Annotated in this window: 18 protein-coding genes; 9 read left to right on the forward strand and 9 right to left on the reverse strand. The window is 74.1% G+C overall.

Annotated features, from left to right (window positions below; genetic code table 11):
• Positions 1-37 precede the first annotated feature (37 nt).
• The 6 genes from ABZ117_RS14680 (at position 38) to ABZ117_RS14705 (ending at position 4,972) form a co-directional block, all read left to right on the forward strand.
• Entirely contained in the window at positions 38-388 is a 351-nt protein-coding gene (locus ABZ117_RS14680) for a hypothetical protein (protein ID WP_356820695.1), read from the forward strand.
• Positions 389-420: 32 nt separating this feature from the next.
• Positions 421-1,668, forward strand: coding sequence for an FAD-dependent oxidoreductase (locus ABZ117_RS14685; RefSeq protein ID WP_356820697.1), 1,248 nt, complete (start codon positions 421-423; stop codon positions 1,666-1,668).
• A gap of 110 nt (positions 1,669-1,778) precedes the next feature.
• On the forward strand, positions 1,779-2,144 hold the full coding sequence (locus ABZ117_RS14690; RefSeq protein WP_356820699.1) for an Rv2175c family DNA-binding protein: 366 nt from the start codon (positions 1,779-1,781) through the stop codon (positions 2,142-2,144).
• Positions 2,145-2,232: 88 nt separating this feature from the next.
• Positions 2,233-2,883 carry a thiamine phosphate synthase gene (gene thiE, locus ABZ117_RS14695; RefSeq protein ID WP_356820700.1) on the forward strand — a complete coding sequence of 217 codons (651 nt, stop codon included), beginning with the start codon at positions 2,233-2,235 and terminating at the stop codon, positions 2,881-2,883.
• Between the two features lie 161 nt (positions 2,884-3,044).
• The gene (gene metF / locus ABZ117_RS14700) at positions 3,045-3,968 is read left to right on the forward strand and encodes a methylenetetrahydrofolate reductase [NAD(P)H] (RefSeq protein ID WP_356820702.1); all 924 of its coding nucleotides are present in this window, start codon (positions 3,045-3,047) and stop codon (positions 3,966-3,968) included.
• Between the two features lie 53 nt (positions 3,969-4,021).
• A complete protein-coding gene (locus ABZ117_RS14705; protein ID WP_356820704.1) occupies positions 4,022-4,972 on the forward strand; it encodes a hypothetical protein in 951 nt (316 codons plus the stop codon).
• A 46-nt stretch (positions 4,973-5,018) separates the two neighbouring features.
• On the opposite strand, the gene ABZ117_RS14710 is transcribed toward ABZ117_RS14705, so the two are convergent.
• The 5 genes from ABZ117_RS14710 to ABZ117_RS14730 all read right to left on the reverse strand — a co-directional run bounded on the left by ABZ117_RS14710 (position 5,019) and on the right by ABZ117_RS14730 (position 11,336).
• On the reverse strand, positions 5,019-6,530 hold the full coding sequence (locus ABZ117_RS14710) for an NAD(P)/FAD-dependent oxidoreductase (protein WP_356820705.1): 1,512 nt from the start codon (positions 6,528-6,530) through the stop codon (positions 5,019-5,021).
• A 58-nt stretch (positions 6,531-6,588) separates the two neighbouring features.
• Positions 6,589-7,191, reverse strand: a complete 603-nt coding sequence (locus tag ABZ117_RS14715; RefSeq protein WP_356820707.1) for a DUF4126 domain-containing protein — start codon at positions 7,189-7,191, stop codon at positions 6,589-6,591.
• A gap of 422 nt (positions 7,192-7,613) precedes the next feature.
• Positions 7,614-8,243, reverse strand: coding sequence for a TetR/AcrR family transcriptional regulator (locus tag ABZ117_RS14720; protein WP_356820709.1), 630 nt, complete (start codon positions 8,241-8,243; stop codon positions 7,614-7,616).
• Between the two features lie 47 nt (positions 8,244-8,290).
• The gene (locus ABZ117_RS14725; RefSeq protein ID WP_356820710.1) at positions 8,291-10,375 is read right to left on the reverse strand and encodes a YhgE/Pip domain-containing protein; all 2,085 of its coding nucleotides are present in this window, start codon (positions 10,373-10,375) and stop codon (positions 8,291-8,293) included.
• Positions 10,347-11,336 carry an ATP-binding cassette domain-containing protein gene (locus ABZ117_RS14730; RefSeq protein WP_356820712.1) on the reverse strand — a complete coding sequence of 330 codons (990 nt, stop codon included), beginning with the start codon at positions 11,334-11,336 and terminating at the stop codon, positions 10,347-10,349. The genes ABZ117_RS14725 and ABZ117_RS14730 overlap by 29 nt, the downstream gene beginning before the upstream one ends.
• Positions 11,337-11,498: 162 nt before the next feature.
• On the opposite strand from ABZ117_RS14730, the gene ABZ117_RS14735 reads away from it, so the two are divergent.
• From ABZ117_RS14735 to ABZ117_RS14745, 3 genes are all read left to right on the forward strand, one after another.
• Positions 11,499-12,083, forward strand: a complete 585-nt coding sequence (locus ABZ117_RS14735) for an SAV_6107 family HEPN domain-containing protein (protein ID WP_356820714.1) — start codon at positions 11,499-11,501, stop codon at positions 12,081-12,083.
• 208 nt (positions 12,084-12,291) lie between these two features.
• Positions 12,292-13,119 carry a methyltransferase gene (locus ABZ117_RS14740; RefSeq protein WP_356820716.1) on the forward strand — a complete coding sequence of 276 codons (828 nt, stop codon included), beginning with the start codon at positions 12,292-12,294 and terminating at the stop codon, positions 13,117-13,119.
• A 278-nt stretch (positions 13,120-13,397) separates the two neighbouring features.
• Positions 13,398-13,775 carry a DUF3040 domain-containing protein gene (locus ABZ117_RS14745; RefSeq protein WP_356820718.1) on the forward strand — a complete coding sequence of 126 codons (378 nt, stop codon included), beginning with the start codon at positions 13,398-13,400 and terminating at the stop codon, positions 13,773-13,775.
• A 605-nt stretch (positions 13,776-14,380) separates the two neighbouring features.
• Here ABZ117_RS14745 and ABZ117_RS14750 read toward each other — a convergent pair.
• The 4 genes from ABZ117_RS14750 to ABZ117_RS14765 form a co-directional block, all read right to left on the reverse strand.
• Entirely contained in the window at positions 14,381-16,762 is a 2,382-nt protein-coding gene (locus ABZ117_RS14750; RefSeq protein WP_356820720.1) for a DUF3488 and transglutaminase-like domain-containing protein, read from the reverse strand.
• Positions 16,759-18,117 (reverse strand): DUF58 domain-containing protein, encoded by a 1,359-nt coding sequence (locus ABZ117_RS14755; RefSeq protein WP_356820722.1) that lies wholly within the window; start codon positions 18,115-18,117, stop codon positions 16,759-16,761. The genes ABZ117_RS14750 and ABZ117_RS14755 overlap by 4 nt, the downstream gene beginning before the upstream one ends.
• The gene (locus ABZ117_RS14760; protein ID WP_356820982.1) at positions 18,117-19,121 is read right to left on the reverse strand and encodes an AAA family ATPase; all 1,005 of its coding nucleotides are present in this window, start codon (positions 19,119-19,121) and stop codon (positions 18,117-18,119) included. The genes ABZ117_RS14755 and ABZ117_RS14760 overlap by 1 nt, the downstream gene beginning before the upstream one ends.
• Before the next feature lie 331 nt (positions 19,122-19,452).
• Positions 19,453-20,001 (reverse strand): carbonic anhydrase, encoded by a 549-nt coding sequence (locus ABZ117_RS14765; protein ID WP_356820724.1) that lies wholly within the window; start codon positions 19,999-20,001, stop codon positions 19,453-19,455.
• Positions 20,002-20,037: the final 36 nt, after the last annotated feature.

Raw genomic sequence — 20,037 nt, forward strand, 5'->3', positions numbered from 1 at the left:
CCCGCCCCGCTCACCACGCGTAAGGGAGTCCTCCGCCATGTCCCGCTCGCTCGACGGACTGCATTTCGCCCCCGTGGCGGACCAGGCCCCAGGTCAGGTGGGCACCCGCACCCGGTTCGCCTACCACGAGGACGACGGCGCGATCTGGGCCGGGTACGCGGGCGGCGACGTCGTACGGGGCCACCTGGTCGGCACCCGCGAGGGCGACCGGCTGGACTTCCGCTACGTGCAGCTGAGGACCGACGGGACGACCGCCTCCGGGCACTGCGTGTCCACGGTCGTGGAACTGCCCGACGGGCGGCTGCGGCTGGAGGAGGCCTGGGAGTGGGAGTCCCGGCCGGGCTCCGGCACCAGCGTTGTGGAACAGGTCACCGAGCACGCCCCCTGACTGACGGAACGTCACCTGACTAAGGTGATCGGGTGAGCGAGCAGACAGCGCAAGAGGGCACGTCGCAAGGACCCCGCGTGGTCGTCGTCGGCGCGGGCATGGCCGGGGTCCAGACCGCGGTCGCCCTGCGGGAACAGGGCTTCCGGGGGACGGTGACCGTCATCGGGGCCGAGGCCCACCAGCCCTACGACCGGCCGCCGCTGTCGAAGGCCGTCCTGCTCGGCAAGGCCGAGGGATCCGCCTTCGACGTGGACTTCGAGGCCCTCGGCGTCGAGCTGCGCCTCGGCTGCGAGGTGCGCGGCCTGCGCCCCGCCGACCACGAACTGGACACCGGGACCGGCCCGGTGCCCTACGACGTCCTGGTCCTCGCCACCGGCGCCGAACCGGTCACCCTGCCCGGCACCGAGGACCTGCCCGGCGTACACCTGCTGCGCACCCTGGACGACGCCGAACGGCTGCGGCCCGTCCTCGCCCGGCAGCACGACGTCGTGGTCGTCGGCGCCGGCTGGATCGGCGCCGAGTTCGCCACCGCCGCCCGCGAGGCGGGCTGCGGGGTGACCGTCGTCGAGGCCGCGGACCGGCCGCTCGCCGGCGCCCTGCCCGCCGAGGTCGCCGCCCCCATGGCCGCCTGGTACGCCGACGCCGGCGTGGAACTGCGCACGCACGCGCGCGTGGAGCGCGTCGAGCCCGGCGCGGTGCTGCTCGCCGACGGCACACGGCTGCCCGCCGGCGCCGTCGTCGTCGGCATCGGCGCCCGCCCCGCCACCGCCTGGCTGGCCGGCTCCGGCATCGAGCTGGGCGCGCACGGCGAGATCATCGCCGACGCCCGCCTGCGCACCTCCCTGCCGGATGTGTACGCCGTCGGCGACTGCGCCTCGTTCCCGTCGGCCCGCTACGGCGAACGGCTGCTCGTCCACCACTGGGACAACGCCCTCCAGGGCCCGCGCACGGTCGCCGCGAACATCCTCGCCGCCGACCACCTCGGCGACACCCCGCAGACCTACGACCCGGTGCCGTACTTCTGGTCCGAGCAGTTCGGCCGGTTCGTGCAGCACGCCGGCCACCACGCCGCCGCCGACCGCCTGGTCTGGCGCGGCGACCCGGCGGGACCGGCCTGGACGGTGTGCTGGCTGCGCGAGGACCGGCTGGTGGCCCTGCTGGCGGTCGGCCGCCCCCGGGACCTGGCGCAGGGACGACGGCTGATCGAGGCGGGCCGGCGCATGGACGTCCGGGCACTGGCCGACCCGAGCCGCCCCCTGAAGGACGCCGGCACCGACTAGCCGGCCGCGCCCTTCGGGGCACGTCGGCGGCGGCCGGCCGGCCCCGGCACATCGTCCCAGGTGGACCCACCTGGCTTCCGACTGTCAGTGGGGGATGGCAGGCTTGTCCTGTGACCGAGATTGACGCAAAGATCGAAGCTCTCGTCCCCGCCTGGCTCACCCTGCCCGATATCGCCGAGATGTTCGGTATCGAGGTGACGCGTGTGCGGCAGCTGGTCAAGGACGGCCAGCTCATCGCCGTACGCCGAGGTGAGAACAGGGCGCTGTACGTCCCCGCCGCCTTCATCGACGAGGACAAGATCGTCAAGGGCCTGACCGGGACCCTGACGCTCCTGCGGGACGACGGCTTCACCGATGAAGAGATGATCGAGTGGCTCTTCACCCCCGACCCGACCCTGCCCGGCACCCCCGCGCAGGCCCTGAGCGAGAATCGCGGCACGGAGGTGAAGCGCCGCGCCCAGGCGCTCGCCGTCTGAGGCGGCCCGCACCAGGGGCCGGCGTGCGGGCCCCGCGCCCGCACGCCACCCGCACCGTCAGACACACCGACCACGGGGGGACCCACGCATGTCCGACACCGCCCGCGCCGCGCTCGCCGACGCCCGGCTGTACCTGTGCACGGACGCCCGTAAGCGCCAGGGCGACCTGCCGGAGTTCCTGGACGCGGTGCTGGCCGGCGGTGTCGACATCGTGCAGCTGCGCGACAAGGGCATGGAGGCGGCCGAGGAGCTGGAACACCTCCGGGTGCTCGCCGACGCCTGCGCCCGGCACGGCAAGCTCCTCGCGGTCAACGACCGCGCGGACGTCGCCCACGCCGCCCGCGCCGACGTGCTGCACCTCGGGCAGGGCGACCTGCCGGTCCCGGCCGCCCGCGCCATCCTCGGCGACGACGTGCTGATCGGCCGCTCCACGCACTCCGGGGCCGAGGCCACCGCTGCCGCCGCCCAGCAGGGCGTGGACTACTTCTGCACCGGCCCCTGCTGGCCCACCCCCACCAAGCCCGGCCGGCACGCCCCCGGCCTCGACCTGGTCCGCCACACGGCGGCCCTCGGCACCGACCGCCCCTGGTTCGCCATCGGCGGCATCGACCTCGGCAACCTGGACGAGGTGCTGGACGCGGGCGCCCGCCGGGTCGTCGTGGTCCGGGCCCTCACCGAGGCCGGCGACCCGGGCGCCGCGGCGGCCGAGTTCGCGAAGCGGCTGCGCGAGACCCGGTAGGGCGAGACCCGGTGGCGCGGGGTCCGGTGGCGCGGGGTCCGGTGGCGGCCGGCCGGTCCCGGCCGGCGTCCGCTGTCCACCTGCTGGACAGAAAGCAGATAATTCAGGCGAATATCCCCTGACCGGTTGGGGGACCGCCCACCCCTGGTTAACCTGCGGGTATGGCCCTCGGAACCGCGTCCACCAGGACTGATCGCGCACGTACCGTGCGTGACATGCTCGCCACCGGCAAGACGGTCTACTCGTTCGAGTTCTCGGCGCCGAAAACCCCCAAGGGCGAGCGGAACCTGTGGAGCGCGCTGCGGCGGGTCGAGGCGGTCGCTCCCGACTTCGTCTCCGTGACCTACGGCGCCGGCGGCTCCACCCGCGCGGGCACGGTCAAGGAGACCCAGCAGATCGTCGCCGACACGACGCTGACCCCGGTCGCCCACCTCACCGCGGTCGACCACTCCATCGCCGAACTGCGCAACATCATCGGCCAGTACGCGGACGCCGGCATCCGCAACATGCTCGCCGTGCGCGGCGACCCGCCCGGCGATCCCATGGGCGAGTGGGTGCCGCACCCCCGGGGCCTGACCTACGCCGCCGAACTCGTCCGGCTCATCAAGGAGTCGGGCGACTTCTGCGTGGGCGTCGCCGCGTTCCCGGAGATGCATCCGCGCTCCGCGGACTGGGACACCGACGTCGCGCACTTCGTTGACAAGTGCCGCGCGGGTGCCGACTACGCCATCACACAGATGTTCTTCCGGCCGGAGTCCTATCTGCGGCTGCGTGACCGGGTGGCGGCGGCGGCCTGCGACACCCCCGTCATCCCCGAGATCCTGCCGGTCACCAGTGTGAAGATGCTGGAACGGTTGCCGAAGCTCAGCAACGCCCGCTTCCCGGATGCCCTGAAAGAGCGGATCCTCACAGCGAAGGACGATCCGGCGGCGGTACGCTCCATCGGTATCGAGTTCGCCACGGAGTTCTGCGCTCGGCTGCTGGCCGAGGGAGTGCCCGGACTGCACTTCATCACGCTCAACAACTCCACGGCGACCCTGGAAATCTACGAGAACCTGGGCCTGCACCACCCCCCGCAGGCCTAGACCGGCCGCACCGCGATACGACACACTGCGGAGCCACTGGGAGAGGGGCGTACATGGGCTGGACGGTCCTCTACATCGCGTTCGGCGGCGTCGCGCTGTGGCTGCTCGGTGAGGTACTGCTGCAGTACAAGGCGCGCCTGCGCTGGCGGCTGCTCGCCTTCGCCGGCTTCGTCGGTGTCGTGCTCGGTGTGCTGATCCCCTCCGTCGTCGTGATCGGACTGGGCGCGATCGCCTTCGCGGTCGGCCAGACTTACGTCACGCTGTCGTTCCGCCGCGGCTTCGCCGCCGGCTGGGCGGTCAAGCGCCCCGGCCCGGAGACCGACGGCGGCAGCAAGCGCCGCCGCGGCCGGGCGGACCGGCGTGAACCGGACACGCACGACACCGGCACGCGGTTCGCCGGCACCGCCGACGACCGGGACGCCGACCACGGTGCCCATGACGGTTATGGCAGCCAGGCCCAGGCGTCCGGTGACTACGACGACTACGACCGTGACGACGTCTTCACCCCGCCCGCCTCCCGGCCGGCCGAGCCCACCGCCGCCGGGACCGGCGACGTGTACGCGCCGCAGCCCCTCCCCGACGACACCGGCAACTACGGCGTCTACGGCGGCCCCGCCTACGCCGAGACCGCCCAGCCCCAGGGCGCGGCGCAGCAGGACTACGCCTACGACTACTCCGGCTACGGCCAGCAGGGCTACGGCTACGACGGCGCGGGCCAGCAGGCCTACGCCAACTACTCCGACCCGTACATCGGCAGCCAGCCCTACGGCGACACCTCCTACGGCACCGACTACTCCCAGCAGTACGGCCAGCAGGACTACGCCCAGGACCCGTACGCCGGCGGCGGCTACGGCGAGCCCCCGGCCAACGGGGTGTGGGTGCCGCAGCAGCGCACCGACGACACGTACGGCGGCGAACTCCCGCAGGAGCAGCCCTACCCGCACCAGGCGGGCGCCCAGCAGCCGCAGCCCGGCGCCGGGTACGACGAGCAGTACCGCTTCTGAGGGACGGGGCCGGGAGCGGCGGCGGGCCCGTTCGGCGGCGGGCCGGTCACTGCGAGCCGCGGAACCCCGGGCCCTCCACGATCAGCCCGGCCACCAGCGCGCCCGACATGCCGGCGTGCGGGAGGCCGCCGCCCGGGTGGGACCAGCCGCCGACCCGGTAGAGGCCGGGCAGGCGCGTGGTGTTCCCCGGGCGCAGGAAACGCCCCTGGCCGGCGGCGAGCGCGGGCGCGGGCACGGCACCGGAGGGGGCGCCCGTCTCGTCCTCGACGTGTCCGGGCACGCGGACCTCGTGCCACAGCAGGCGCTCCCGCAGGCCGGGTATCACGCGCCCGGCGGCTTCGAGGAGCAGCTCGGTGTACCGCCGCACCGTGGCCTCCTCCGCCCAGAGGGCCTCGGGCGACACCACGGCGGACAGCACCACCGACTCGTGCCCGTCGTCGGGCCGGAGCGCGGGGTCGTCGGGGCGCAGCACGGTCACCGTGGGCGGCGGGGGCACGTCACCGCCCGGCGAGACCAGGAAGTCCAGCTCCGACTCGGGGGCCACCGGGTGGACGACCGTGCGGTGCACGGCCTCGGGCTCCGGCGCGCCGCGCAGGGCGAGCAGCAGGGTGAACCGGGCGAACGGGGCGGCGAGGGGCTCGGCCCCCACGTCACCGGCGGTGTCCAGCTCACGCTCCGTCAGGGCCCGCAGCCGCGCCGGGTCCACGTCCGCCACGACATGGCCGGCGTCGGCCACCGTGCCGTCCGCCAGCTCCACCCCCGCGGCCCGGCCGTCCTTCTCCACGATCCGGGTCACCTCGGCGCCGAAGGCGAACTCCACCCGCCGCCGCACACACCGCTCGTACACCGCGCGGGCCAGCTCCCGGATGCCGCCGCGCACGTACCAGGTGCCGAAGGCGTGCTCCATGTACGGCAGCACGGCCGCGCTCGCCGGGACGGTGCGGGGGTCCAGGCCGTACGCGAGCACCTCACTGTCCAGGAGGTCCGCCAGGCGCTCGTCGCGCAGCTCCCACCGGCCGATGTCGGCCGCCGTGCGTGCCGTCCGGGTGCGCAGCAGCCGCTTGTGCGGCACCGCCGGATAAGGCTCCTTCCCGGCCAGCACCTGCCAGTCGGGCCACAGCGGCTCCTCCAGCAGCGGCCGGCGCGTGCGGTCCCAGGCCTCGCGGGCCCGCACCAGGAAGTCGCCCCAGCGCCGGCCCGCCCCTTCGCCCAGCGCCTCGTCCAGCGCGGCGACGACACCCGCGCGCGAGGCGTTCGGCAGGGACACCGCGGTGCCGTCCGCGAAGACATGCCGGGCCGACGGGTCCACCTGGACCAGCTCGACGCAGTCCTCCAGCGGCTCCTTGCCGGTCTTGACGAACAGATCGCGGTACACGGCGGGCAGCGTCAGCAGTCCCGGGCCCGTGTCGAAGCGGAATCCGTCCCGCTCGAACCGGCGCACCGCGCCGCCGTACGTCTCCGTCCGTTCGTACACCGTCACCCGGTGGCCCGCGACGGCCAGCCGGGCGGCAGCCGCCATCGCGCCCATCCCGGCGCCGATCACCGCAATCCGTGCCATGCCTGCGACTGTACCGAGGGCCACCGACAATCCGTCCGGCGGGCGGCCGCGGCACCGGTCAGGGGGCCCGCGTCGCCGGCCGCCGCTCCTCGCGCCGCCGGGTCCGGCGGCGCAGGAAGCTCCGGATGCGGGAGACGAGGAACACCAGGAGCAGCAGCCCGCCGGCCAGCAGGACGGCGGCGACGACCGCCGCCGCCTCGGGGTGGAACATCGCGAACGCGACGACGCCGCCGACCCCGAGGTCCTCGGCGAGGCTCAGCACGACGTTGCTGAACGGCTCGGGTGAGGTGTTGACCGCCATCCTCGTCCCGGCCTTGACGGCGTGGCTGGCCAGCGCCGTCGACCCGCCGATCAGGCCGGCCGCCACGTCCGGGAGCGAACCGCTGTGGCCGGCGAGCAGCGCCCCGACCCACGCGCCGGCGGCCGGCCTGATCACCGTGTGCACGGAGTCCCACACCGAGTCGACGTACGGGATCTTGTCCGCGACGGCCTCGCACAGGAACAGCACGCCCGCGAGGACCAGCACCTGGGGGCTCTGAAGGGTCTGCGGGACGTCGTCGCTCAGTCCCGTCGCGCCGAACAGGCCGAGCAGCAGCACCACCGCGTAGGCGTTGATGCCGCTGGCCCAGCCGCTCGTGAAGACCAGAGGGAGTACGGACACGGAGGCGATCGTAGCCAGGCGGCGGGCGGGTGTCGTGGGCCCGTGCACGGACGGCTGAGAACATGTACTCAGACTTGCGGATGAGTATGCGCGCGGATGGGATGCCGGCCCCGGAGAAGGGAGAGTGGTGCCCACGGCAGGGGGCGTGACCCGGCACCGCCGGCACGGGGCGGCGGAACGGTGCACGCCCGCCGCCGCTCCTTCCGCCGATCCGTCGGCGGGAGCGAGACACGGGGTCCCGGGGAAAGACCACCACGGGGGGTCCGCACGGGGAACCGTACGGGGCACCGTACGGGGCACCGTACGGGGGGTCCGGAAAGGAAGTACGGGGGAGACACGGGGGAGCACGGGGGAAGGGGAAGGCGCCGGTCCGCAGACGGACCGGCGCCTTCCTCGTGCGCCCGGATGTGCTGCCGCAGGGCTCAGACCCTGCCGCTGACCCGGCCCTGGAGCAGCCGGGACAGGGCCGCGTGGACGTCGTCCAGGGAACGCTCCGGCTGGAAGGACTGCCAGTCCAGCGCGGCCACCAGCACCATGCCGACGAGCGCCGCCGCGGTCAGCTGCACGTCGATCTCCTCGCTGAACTCCCCGGCCGCCACGCCGTCGCGCAGCACGCCCTCCACCACCGCGACGGCCTCCTGCCGCACCACCATCAGGGTGGACTGCCAGGCCCGGTTGGTGCGCCACAGCTCGGCGACGTACAGCTGGGTGAAGGCCGGGTAGCGGTCGATGAAGACCAGGCCCGCGCGGATCATCGCGTCCAGCGCGTCCACCTTGCCGCCGCCCTCGGCCGCGGTCCGCTCGGCCGCCTCCTTCAGCGAGGCGGTGAGCAGGCCCACGCCGTGCCTCAGCAGCTCCTCGAAGAGGACGGACTTGCTCGCGAAGTTGTAGTAGACCGTGCCCTTCGCGACCCCGGCCCGCTCGGCGATCTCGTCCACCGTGGTCGCGGAGAACCCCTGCTCGGCGATGAGGGTGACGGCCGCCTCGTAGAGCTTCTGGCGGGTGGCCTCGCGGCGCGGGCTGCCGCCGGACCTGGCGCTGCTGCTTTCCATGGCCCCGATTCTCACAGGTACGCGCGCGTGCGGGCACTTCCCGGGGATCACAGGCTCAGCTCCGGGTGCAGCCGGTCCAGCGTCCACACCTGGCGGCGCCGGGCCGCGAGGGCGGTCAGCGCGAGGGCGCCCGCGGTGAACGCGGTCAGCACGGCGCACGCCTGCCACACCGGCCCCAGCCCGCCGCCCGTGATCAGCCGGCGCAGCGCCTCCACGATGTAGCTCATCGGCAGGAACGGGTGGATCGCGTTGAAGAAGCCCGGGCTGGTCTGCACCGGATAGGTGCCGCCCGCCGAGGTCAGCTGGAGCATCAGCAGCGCGAGGACCAGGATCCGGCCCGCCGCGCCGAACTGGGCGTTCAGCCACTGCACGATCGCCGCGAAGCAGGCCGTGACCAGGCACAGGAAACCGATCGTGCCGACGGCCCGGAGCATCTGGAGACCGATCGCCCAGTGCAGCACGGCCATCAGCGCGGCCACCTGGAGCACCCCTACGGCGACCACGGGCAGCCAGCCCGCGAGCGCGATCCGCCAGGGGGACGAGCCCGCCGCGAGGGCCCGCCGGTTGAGCGGCGCGATCAGCATGTAGGCCACCATCGCGCCGACCCACAGGGACAGCGGAATGAAGTACGGGGCGAACCCGGTGCCGTAGTTCGGCGCCTGGTGCAGGTCGTGGGAGGCCAGCTGGACCGGGTCGGCCATCACGCCGGTGCGCCGGTCGCGGTCCCGCTTGTCGTAGTCCGGGATCTTCTTCGCGCCGGAGTGCAGCCCGCCGGCCAGCTTGCCGGAGCCGTCGGAGAGCTTGTACAGGCCGGCGTTCAGGGTCTCGGCGCCGGACTTCGCCGTTCCGATGCCCTGGTCGAGCTTGTCGGCGCCGGTGTGCGCGGTGCCGAGCGCGGTGTGCAGCTTCTCGGCCCCGGCGGCGACCTGCTGCGCGCCGGTGTTCAGCTTGTTGATCTTCTTGACGGCGTCCTCGACGTCCTCGGAGAGGTGCGGAGCGCGCGCGGCGAGGGCGTCGGCCTGCTTCTGGAGCGTGCCGAGGTTGGCCCGCATCGTCTTCAGGTCGCCGTCCTGGTCGGCGATGAGCGTGTTGAGGTCGTCGGCGACGGTGGCCACCTCGGCGGCGGCCCGCTCGGCCCGCTTCAGGTCGGGGCAGGCCGGGTCGGGGACGGGTGCCTTCTCGCAGCGCGCCCGGTAGATCCCGTCGATGACGGCCGAGGACGCGTGGGCGGTCCTGGCGGCGCCCGGCGCGAGCTTCACCAGGACGTCGAGGTTGTCCTTGACCGTCCTGGCCGAGTCGGAGACCAGCCGAGCCGTGTCGCCGATGGTCTTCTCGTTGCTCTTCAGGAACGGTCCCGCCTCGGCATAGACCCCGTCGACCCGGTCGGCGAGCTGCCGGGTGCCGTCGGCGACCTGCCGCGACCCGTCCTGAAGGTCGCCGGAGCCCGTGTCGAGCTTCTTCAGGCCCTTGGCCAGCCTGCCGCTGCCGTCCTTGGCGGTCCCCAGCCCGTCGGCGAGCTCCCTGGAGCCCTTCTCCGCCTTTCCGAGGCCGGTGTTCAGCCTGTCGGCGCCCTTGGCGGCCGTGACGGTCTTGTCGTGGATGTCGGAGAAGGAGACGAAGATCTTGTCGAGGAAGCCCCGGGAGGCCTTCTTGGACGCCGCCGAGCGCACCTCGTTGAAGACCGTGCGGGAGATCTGGCCGACGATGTAGTTGTTCGCGTCGTTGGTGCGCACCTGGAGGGCGCCGGTCGCCGGGGAGTCGCCCGAACTGGAGGCGATGCGCCGGCTGAAGTCGGCGGGCATGGTCAGCGACAGGTAGTAGGTGCCGTCCTCGACACCCGCGTGGGCCTCCTCGGCGCTCACCTCGTGCCACTCGAAGGTCCGGCTGTCGCGCAGTCCGCCGACGATGTCGTCACCGGCGGTGATCTTCTTCCCGCCCGCCGTGGCGCCCTTGTCGTCGTTCACCAGGGCCACCGGGATGCGGTCCAGACGGCCGTACGGATCCCAGAAGGACCACAGGTAGAGCGCGCCGTAGAGCAGGGGCAGCACGAGCAGCGCGACCAGGGCGGCGCGCGGCAGCTTCCCGCGCCCGAACCGCCTCAGCTCAAGCGCGGCGAGCCTGGGTGAGCGCATCGCTCTCCTCCTTCGCGTCCTCAGGTCCGTCCTGCGGGTCGCTGCCGCGGCCGGTCCCGGCGTCGCTGTCGTCGTCGCCTGTGCCGGAGCCGGTCGCATTGTCGGTGGCGGTGCCGGTCGCGTCGCTCTGCGCGGTGCCGGTCGCGTCGCTCTCCGCGAAGCCGGTCTCGTCGCCCTCCGTGGAGCCGGTCGCGTCGCTCTCCGCGGATCCGGTCTCGTCGCCCTCCGTGGAGCCGGTCGTCTTCTCGCCGGTTTCGTCGCGCAGGGTGGAGACGGACACGCAGTCCCCGGGAGCGGTGCGGCACACCGCCAGGACCGTCGTCCCCGCGCGTGTGAGCGACCGCAGCAGGTCCCACACCTCGGCGCGCTCGGCGTCCGAGAGCTTCATGTCCACGTCGTCCACGCCGAGCAGCCGGGGCCGGCCGATCAGGGCCAGGGCGACGGACAGGCGCAGCTCCTGCAGCCGTTCCAGGTCGCGGACGGCCGTGCGGGAACCCTTGGGCAGGCTCTCCAGGTCGAGTCCGGCGGCGGCCAGGGCCGCGTCCACGCGCAGCCGCGCCTCGTGCGCGCGGCGGGCCCGGGGGTTCAGCAGCTCGCGCAGGGAGTCGCCGAAGCGGCGCTGGAGCAGGGACCGCTCCCGCAGATGCTCCCCGACGGTCAGGGCGGGTTCCGGATCCGTCACACCGGCCACGTTGGCCACCGCGCTGACGCGGCGCAGGGCCGCCATGTGCCGGGGAAGTTTGAGACCGCCGACGGCGGCCACTCCTTCAGTGGGCTTCATCCGTCCCGTGAGTGCGAGGAGCAGACACGTGCGGCCGGAGCCGGACGGTCCCTCGATCGCGACCAGCGAGCCGGGCTCCGCGTCGACGCTGATGTCGCGGAAGGCCCACCCCCGCGGCCCCTTGAGCCCGAGGCCCCCGGCCCTGATGTCAGCACCGGCCGTGCTGTCCGTGCCCTCCACGCGCCCCCCTGCCCCATGAAATTGAACTGACTGGTCAGTGCAAAAATACGCCCGAACTTACGGTCGAGGCAAAAGCGCAGGTCAGAACGGATTGTCAGTGGCAAGCCTCACGATGGGTACATACGGCATACGTGCCGTCACCCAGACGACAGGAGGTTCGTCATGGCCCACCCGTCCGCAGCCGCCGCCCGCCGGCGCCGCGCCGCCGGCCCTGCCCCCTCACTGACCGGCCCGGCGAGCGACGTGCACCCCGTGCTCCGCCGGGCCACGGCTCCGCCCGCCGCTTTAGACCTGCTCGCCCAGGCCCGTGCCGGACTGGACGAGGCCACCGTCCTCGACACACCGAACGAGCGGTACGCGACGGCCCACCTCGCCGCACTGCGCACCGCCGCGGCCGTGCTCGCCGCCCGGGGCCGCCCCGAGACCTCCTCGCGCCGCCGGGCCCGCATCCGCCCCGCCTGGGAAGTGCTCCCCGAGGTCGCGCCCGAGCTGACCGAGTGGAGCGCGCTGTTCGCCTCCGGCGCCGCGCGCCGCGCCCGCGCCGAGGCGGGCATCCAGGGCGCAGCCGGCCAGCGGGACGCCGACGACCTCGTACGGGACGTCGCGATGTTCCTCCGCATAGTGGAGCGGATGCTGGTCCTCCAGCCGGTCCTGCCCGCACCACGCGGAGACGCCGGCACCGGCCCCGGCGACCCGGCCCGTCCGGACGCCCCCGGAAGAGCGGGCGGCCTCCCGCCCACGGGCTGACCGACGGGCTGACCCACGGTGCCCACCGGACCGGGCCCGGACCTCAAGCCGGGACGCCGGCCGCCCCTGCGACCCTCCGGACGGCCCGCCGGCCGGCTCCCGGAGCGGGGCGCCTGGGGGCGGAGGTTCGTGCGGTGACCAGGGGTGGTGCGGAGGCAATAGGGTGGAGGTCGCCTGAAGCGTTCGCCCTGCCGAGGAGTCAACTGCCGTGTCGGACCCGATGCGCCCGCCCGTCTCCCCCCATCACCCGCACACCGCGTCGCTGCCCTCCGACCCTCCTCGTCCCCGCGCCTCCGCCCGTACCGCCGTCGTCTGGGACGTCCTCCAGGAGGCCCTCGACCGCCGGGTCAAGGCCACCGGCCGGGACGCGCTGGACGTCCTCGACACCGGAGGCGGCAGCGGCAAGTTCGCCGTGCCCCTCGCCCGCCTCGGCCACCGCGTCACCGTGGTCGACCCCAGCCCCAACGCGCTGTTCGCGCTGGAGCGCCGCGCCGCCGAGGCCGAGGTCGCCGACCGGGTCAGGGGCGTCCAGGGCGACGTGCACGGCCTGTTCGACGTGGTCGAGCGCGGCGGCTACGACGCCGTTCTGTGCCACGGCGTCCTGGAGTACGTGGACGACCCGGCCGAGGGCGTCCGCAACGCGGTCGCCGCGCTGCGCGCCGAGGGCGTCCTCAGCCTGCTCGCCGCCGGCCTCGGCGGCGCCGTGCTCGCCCGCGCCCTCGCCGGCCACTTCACCGAGGCCCGGCAGGCCCTCCAGGACCCCGACGGCCGCTGGGGCTCCGGCGACCCGATGCCCCGCCGCTTCACCGCCGAGCAGCTCACCGGGCTGGTGGAGGGCGCCGGTCTGCGCATCGGCGCGGTGCACGGCGTGCGCGTCTTCGCCGACCTCGTGCCCGGCGTCCTCGTGGACACCGAGCCCGGCGCGCTGGACGCACTGCTGAAGCTGGAGGCCGCGGCGGCCGAGCTGCCCGCGTTCCACTCCGTCGCCACCCAGTTGCACGTACTCGGTGAGACCGCGGGTGCCGCTCAGGCTTGAGCGGCACCGCCGTGACCGGCCGCTGATCAGGCCCTGGGCGGCGGATGGAGTACGCCACAAGCCCCCCGAACGAGGGGTTTGCGCCGTATGATCGAGGTACACCGCCCGGCATGACGGGTCGGCCGCCGGGGAATGCAAGCCTCAGTGGGCCGGGACAGCCATGACGGACTCCGGTTGGCCAATTGGCGTAGAGGGGCGGGTTTCACGGGGGCGATTCCCTGCCTATCCTGAAGGGACCCCCCGGGTCGCCCCGGCGACTGCACGATGAGGAGGACTCCGTGCCGCTCTCGGAGCACGAGCAGCGCATGCTCGAGCAGATGGAGCGAGCGCTGTACGCCGAAGATCCGAAGTTCGCGTCAGCGCTTGAGGGAAACGGGTTGCGGACGTACACCCGGCGGCGGGTCTACCAGGCGGTCGCGGGTTTCCTCGTCGGTATCGCGCTCCTCATGGCCGGAATGGTCGCCCAGCTGATCTGGATCAGCGTGGTGGGTTTCCTCGTCATGCTCGGCTGTGCCGTGCTCGCCGTCACCGGCTGGCGCAAGGCCCCCAAGCCGGGCGAGCAGCCCCCGGGCGTCCGCCAGGTACGGCCGAAGCGCTCCGTGATGGACCGGATCGAGCAGCGCTGGCAGCGCCGCCGGGACGAACAGGGCCACTGACCGCCGGGCAGCGGCGCGGGCCACAGCAGACGGACGTAGAGGGGCGGTCACCACCGGGTGGCCGCTCCTCTCCCTGTGCGCTCAGACCCGCCCTCGGCGCGCGCACCCCGGGCGGCCGCCACACCACGGCGCCCTCGGCCCCGTCGCCCCGACGGCCCCGGCTGGCGGTTGCTGTCCGGGCCGGGCTGCCGTCCGCACCCACTGAGCCCTGCTGTGCCGACGGCCCCGGCTGCCTGAGCCGGGCCGCAGTCCGGGCCCCTGGGCTCAGCCCCGCCCCGACGGTCGGCGCACCCTGGGGCGAAGGGCCCGGGCTCATGGGGGCTCACCCTGCTGCGCCGACGGTGGTTGCTGTCCGGGCCGGGCTGCCGTCCGCACCCACTGAGCCCTTACTGTGCCGACAACCGTTGCCGTCTCGCCCGGATCGCCGTCCGGGCTCGCGTGTGTGAGCCCCGCCGCCCTGCCGCCCCGTCAGCCTGCCGCCCCGCCAGCCTGCCGCCCCGCCGGCCCGCTGCCTCGGGCTGAGGGGCGCCCGGGACCATGTGGGCTCACCCCGTCGCCCCGGCGGCCGCCGTACTCTCGGCCCGGCCGCCGGACGGGCCGTGCCCTCAGCCCCGTTGTCCCGACGGTCGGCGCAGCCTCGGGCGGAGGGGCGACCGGGTTCGCAGGGCGGACCAGCGGGCCGACAGGTTCCACAGCACGCGGACGGCCGAGCGGGGGAGGAGCAGCGCCCGCAGCCGCGTCCCGGTGCTCACCGTGGCCCGCAGTGCCTCCGTCGCCCGGCGCACGTCCTCAGCCGCACCCGGGGCCGGGTGCGGCCGGGGCGCGTACAGCACCTGCTCCACCGCGTCCGCCAGCCGGTGCACGGCGGCTCCGGCCGTCGGATCGAGGTGCCCCAGCCGGACGACCCGGGCGGCGGCCCCGCGCGGGGTCAACGACTCGTCGGGCCTGATGCCGTGGTCCCAGGCGCTGTCCGTCAGCTCCTGCCAGGCGGCCAGGGTGTGCGCCGCCGCGCCCTCCGGCGTCCGGGAGTGCCCGCGCAGCCGCAGTGCGCGCATCCGCCTCCGCCACAGCAGCGGCGACAAGGCCGCCACCAGTACCAGCAGCCCGCCCAGCCCGGCCGGCAGCCACCACCACGGGTCGGGACCGTCGTCCCCGGGATGTGTGGCCGCCGCCGCGGACGCGCCGGCGCAGGGCACCGGCCGGCGCAGCTCGCCGGCGCAGCTCGCGCTCGGCGAGGCCGCCGCCGAGGGGGCGGAGGAGGCCTTCCCGGAGGGCAGCGACTCCTGCGGCAGCGAGGTGCCGGGCGTGTCCGGCTGGGTGTACGACGGCGTGGTGCCGCGGGTCGGGGTCGGCTCGAAGCGGGTCCAGCCCACACCCTCGAAGTACAGCTCGGGCCAGGCGTGCGCGTCCTTCTGGTTCACCGCGACCGTGCCGTCGGCCTGCGGCGTGCCGGGCGCGAAGCCGACCGCGACCCGGGCCGGGATGCCGAGGGTGCGGGCCATCGCCGCCATGGTGAAGGAGAAGTGGATACAGAAGCCCTGCTTCTTCTTCAGGAAGTTCGCTATGGCCCCGGGGCCGCGCCCGACCGCCACCTGGGTGTCGTACTGGAAGCCTCCGGTGACGGCGAAGTAGTCCTGGAGCTTGACGGCTTCCTCGTAGTGGCTGCCGGCGCCGGCGGTGATCTTCCGGGCGGTACGGGCGACCACCTTGGGCAGCGCGGACGGCACGCTGGTGTACTCGCGCCGCAGGGCCGCCGGCGGCTGCGGCGCGGAGGCCAGCTGCCGCGCGGTCGGCCGCACGGCCAGGCTGGTCACCTGGTAGGTCTGGCCGCGTGTGGTCTGGCCGTGGTCGCCGACCAGGGCCATGCCGACCGGCTCGTACCGCCACCGCCCGGCGATCTTCACCCCGCTCGGCGGGTAGGGCATCGGCAGCCAGTCCTGGGCGTACGTGTCCGCCGCCGTGACGGTCGTGCGCACCGTGCCGCGCCTGACGTCGCCGCCGAGCCCGACGGGGGTCGGGAGGGTGCCCGGCACGCCGACGACGTGCCGCTGGGCCGGCTTCCACGTGGTGCCGTCGAAGTCGTCCAGCGACACGATCCGCAGATACAGGTCGGAGATGTCGTCGGTGTCGGTGCGCAGGGACAGCAGCCGGCGGTCGTCATCGGTGTTCAGGTTGTCGCGCAGCGACACCAGCAGGCTGACCGCGGAGCCGCCGGCTCCCGGGCCGTCGCCCAGCCCCACGCCCGGGCCGGCGCGCTCCAGCAGCCCGCCGTGCATCGCGGGCAGGGCCAGCGGCACCGTCAGGGCCACACCGAGCGCGACCGCGCCGATCCGGCGTCCGGTGCGCGCCGGTGCGAGGGCCCCGCCCTCGAAGACGCCCGGGGCGCGGGGCGGGCCGCCGAAGACCCGGCCCCACTGCGCGAGCCGGTCCCGGCCCTCCGCGAGCAGCAGCATCAGATAGCCGGCCGCCGCCGCGAGGAACCACAGCCAGTCGGCACCGCCCTCGGACAGGCCCGCGGCCACCGAGTACAGCGCGAGCAGCGGCAGACCGGCCGGCGCGGCGCTGCGGAAGGTCACCGCCAGCATGTCCACCAGCAGCCCGATCAGCAGCACACCGCCGATCAGCATCAGCCGGATGCCGTCGTGCAGCGGCGCCGGTATCGCGTACCGGCTGACGTCGTCCGAGCCCTGCCGGAACAGGCCGGCGAAGTACCGGAAGGTGTCCGGGCCCGGGACCAGCCCCGCGAACGCGTGCTGCCGGGCGAACACGAGGGTGAGCAGCAGCACGGTGGCCAGCGCCTGCGCCACCACCGTCAGCGGCCGGCCCAGTGGCACGCGCCGGGCCGCCGCGCCCACCCCGGTCTGCACCGCCAGCAGCGGCACCAGTTCGAGCAGCCAGGTCGGCTGGTCGACGAGGGGGAGCAGCGCGCACGAGGTCAGCAGCGTGGCCGCCGCCGCGCTCAGCGCCAGCCGTGCCCGTCCGCTCATCCCCGTGCCTCCCCGCTCACGGCGGCCAGGCCCGAGCGTTCCCGGTCGGCCTGCCGCCACAGTCCGTCCAGCGAGGCGCCGCGTGGCACGCTCAGTGCCGTCCAGCCCGCCTCGCGCAGCATCCGCAGCCGCTCCCCGTGCGCCGCGCCCGGGCGGGGCACGTCGGTCGTCTCGCGGGTCCAGGTGTCGGGGTCCAGTACGAAGGCGACGGCGCCGCTGCGCCGGCTCATCCGGGCGACCGTCGCGGCCTGTTCCTCGTCCAGGTCGCCGAGGAAGGCGACCAGCAGCCCGTCGTCGCCGCCGCGCAGCGCGTCGTACGCCCGGGACAGACCGGTGCCGTCGGAGTGGTCGAGCACGGCGAGGGTGTCCATCATCAGCCCGGCCGCGTCCGCCGTCTCCTGGCCCGTGCCCGCGAAGCCGTCGGCGCCCTGGTCGGGCACCGCGCTGCCGCTGTCGGTCAGCAGCCGCACGGAGAAGCCGCGTTCGAGCATGTGCGCCAGCACCGAGGCGGCACCGGAGACCGCCCATTCGAAGGCCGAGTCCGGTCCGGCGCCCTCGTAGGCGCCGCCCCGGGTGTCCAGGAGCACGGTGCACCGGGCGCGCCGGGGCTGCTCCTCGCGGCGCACCATCAGCTCGCCGTAGCGGGCGGTGGACCGCCAGTGCACCCGGCGCAGGTCGTCGCCGTAGCGGTAGCCGCGCGGGATCACGTCGTCCTCGCCCGCCAGGGCCAGCGAGCGCTGCCGCCCGTCGCCGTACCCCTGCGCCTCGCCGCTGAAGCGGACCGGGGGCAGCGGGTCCACGTGCGGGACGACCGTCAGGGTGTCGTACGCGGAGAAGGAGCGGGTCAGCTCGCACATGCCGAAGGGGTCGGTGAGCCGCAGCTGGAGCGGGCCCAGCGGATAGCGGCCCCGCAGGTCGGAGCGGACCCGGTAGGACACCTCGCGCCGTCCGCCCGGCTCGACCCGGTCCAGCACGAACCGGGGCCGCGGTCCGAGGACGTACGGCACCCGGTCCTGGAGCATGAGGAGACCGGTGGGCAGCCGGGAGACGTTGTCCATGCGCAGGTGCACCCGGGCCTCGGTGCCGGCCGGCACCCGCCCGGGGGAGAGCCGGCGGGCGGCGGCCACCCGGTGGCGCGTGCGGTGGAGCACGGTGGCGCAGACCAGCGGGAGCACGGCGAGCAGCAGCCCGACCCGCAGCAGATCGCTCTGGCCCAGCACGTAGGCGCAGACCGCGGCGGCCATCCCGGCCGCGAGGAAGGAGCGGCCGCGGGTGGTGAGCCCCGCCAGGGCCGTACGGACCCCGCCCGCGTCCCCGCTGCCGGTGTCGACCGGTACAGCCCCCCCGGCGTTCATCAGAGCCTCCGCGGCGGCTGCTGGGGATAGGCCGGGATGGTCCGGCCCAGGCCGGCGAAGCCGCTCTGCTGACCGGGCACCGCGGGCACCGAGGTGTGCTGGAGGATCTCCAGCACCACCTGCTCGGCCGTACGCCGGTTCAGCTGGGCCTGGGCGGTGGGCAGCAGGCGGTGGGCGAGGACGGCGACGGCGAGTGCCTGGACGTCGTCCGGCAGCGCGTACTCCCGGCCGGCGAGGGCCGCGGAGGCCTTCGCGGCCCGCAGCAGGTGCAGCGTCGCGCGCGGGGAGGCCCCGAGTCTGAGATCGGGGTGGTTGCGGGTGGCGGCGACCAGCTCGACCGCGTACCGCCGGACCGCCTCGGAGACGTGCACCTCGCGCACGGCCTCGGTCAGCTTCACGATCTCGTGCGCGTGCGCCACCGGCCGCAGGTCCTCCAGCGGGCTGACCCCGCCGTGCACGTCGAGCATCCGCAGCTCGGCCTCCACGCTCGGGTAGCCGACGGAGACACGGGCCATGAAGCGGTCGCGCTGCGCCTCGGGCAGCGGGTAGGTGCCCTCCATCTCGACCGGGTTCTGGGTGGCCACCACCATGAAGGGGCTGGGCAGTTCGTACGTCTGCCCGTCGATGGTGACCTGCCGCTCCTCCATGGACTCCAGCAGCGCCGACTGGGTCTTGGGCGAGGCGCGGTTGATCTCGTCGCCGATCACGATCTGCGCGAAGATGGCACCCGGCTTGAACTCGAAGTCCCGGCGCTGCTGGTCCCAGATGGACACTCCGGTGATGTCCGAGGGCAGCAGGTCCGGCGTGAACTGGATGCGCCGCACCGAGCAGTCGATGGACCGCGCCAGCGCCTTGGCGAGCATCGTCTTGCCCACGCCGGGAACGTCCTCGAGCAGCAGATGGCCCTCGGCCAGCAGCACCGTCAGCGCGAGCCGTACGACCTCGGGCTTGCCCTCGATCACGCTCTCCACCGAGGCGCGCACCCGCTCCACGGTGGCGGTCAGATCATCCCCCGCCCCCGCATACGCCCGGGCGGGGGCGCCCCCATGGCTCGCTGGATCGTCATAGGTCGACACCCGGCCCTCCTCGGCCCGTACTTTCCGGGCCGACGCTCTCGATGCGCGACCGGCCCACCCCGAAACACGGACACCACGCGGGAAAGGTTCCGCGTGACGTCACATCCCGCATTCTTGCTGCCGTTACGGATTCGTGTCACTCGCCTGTGGACAACTGCCCGCACGATGTCGGCCTTAGGGCCTTTTTCGACCACATTTTCGATACGTGCGCGGCGAGATGTGTTCCGGGGCGGCCGGCCGGTGTCCGGGTGAGGCCGGGTCAGGCCGGGTCGACCTCGCGCAGCCGGCCGGTGCGCACGTCGAAGACGAAGCCGCGCACGTCGTCGGTGTGCAGCAGGAAGGGCGAGGTGCGCACGCGCTGCATGGACTGGCGCACGTCCTGGTCCACGTCCCGGAAGGACTCCACCGCCCAGGCCGGCCGCTGGCCGATCTCCATCTCCAGCTCGGTGCGGAAGTCCTCGGTGAGGGCCTCCAGTCCGCAGCCGGTGTGGTGGATCAGCACCACACTGCGGGTGCCCAGCTTGCGCTGGCTGATGGTCAGGGACCGGATGACGTCGTCGGTGACCACACCGCCCGCGTTGCGGATCGTGTGACAGTCTCCGAGCTGGAGGCCGAGCGCCTTGTGCAGGTCGAGCCGGGCGTCCATACAGGCGACCACGGCGACACGGAGCACGGGACGGGCGTCCATGCCGGGGTCCGTGAAGGCCTCGGCATACCGCTGGTTGGCCGCCACCAGGCGGTCGGTCACGTCGGCGCCCTCGGTTATGGCGTCTTCGGATCCAGTGGGCACTGCTGCGGAAGTCGTCATGAGGAAGACGTTACTGGTCACGTGGCGTCCCGGCCT

The organism is Streptomyces sp. NPDC006309 (genome assembly GCF_040613095.1).
GTDB lineage: Bacteria > Actinomycetota > Actinomycetes > Streptomycetales > Streptomycetaceae > Streptomyces.

Excerpts from the sequence above, each read along its gene's own strand:
- ABZ117_RS14680 (WP_356820695.1), top strand. The coding sequence starts at position 38 with ATGTCCCGCTCGCTCGACGGACTGCATTTCGCCCCCGTGGCGGACCAG.
- thiE (WP_356820700.1), top strand. The coding sequence starts at position 2,233 with ATGTCCGACACCGCCCGCGCCGCGCTCGCCGACGCCCGGCTGTACCTG.
- metF (WP_356820702.1), top strand. The coding sequence starts at position 3,045 with ATGGCCCTCGGAACCGCGTCCACCAGGACTGATCGCGCACGTACCGTG.
- ABZ117_RS14705 (WP_356820704.1), top strand. The coding sequence starts at position 4,022 with ATGGGCTGGACGGTCCTCTACATCGCGTTCGGCGGCGTCGCGCTGTGG.
- ABZ117_RS14710 (WP_356820705.1), bottom strand. The coding sequence starts at position 6,530 with ATGGCACGGATTGCGGTGATCGGCGCCGGGATGGGCGCGATGGCGGCT.
- ABZ117_RS14720 (WP_356820709.1), bottom strand. The coding sequence starts at position 8,243 with ATGGAAAGCAGCAGCGCCAGGTCCGGCGGCAGCCCGCGCCGCGAGGCC.
- ABZ117_RS14725 (WP_356820710.1), bottom strand. The coding sequence starts at position 10,375 with ATGCGCTCACCCAGGCTCGCCGCGCTTGAGCTGAGGCGGTTCGGGCGC.
- ABZ117_RS14735 (WP_356820714.1), top strand. The coding sequence starts at position 11,499 with ATGGCCCACCCGTCCGCAGCCGCCGCCCGCCGGCGCCGCGCCGCCGGC.
- ABZ117_RS14750 (WP_356820720.1), bottom strand. The coding sequence starts at position 16,762 with ATGAGCGGACGGGCACGGCTGGCGCTGAGCGCGGCGGCGGCCACGCTG.
- ABZ117_RS14755 (WP_356820722.1), bottom strand. The coding sequence starts at position 18,117 with ATGAACGCCGGGGGGGCTGTACCGGTCGACACCGGCAGCGGGGACGCG.
- ABZ117_RS14765 (WP_356820724.1), bottom strand. The coding sequence starts at position 20,001 with ATGACGACTTCCGCAGCAGTGCCCACTGGATCCGAAGACGCCATAACC.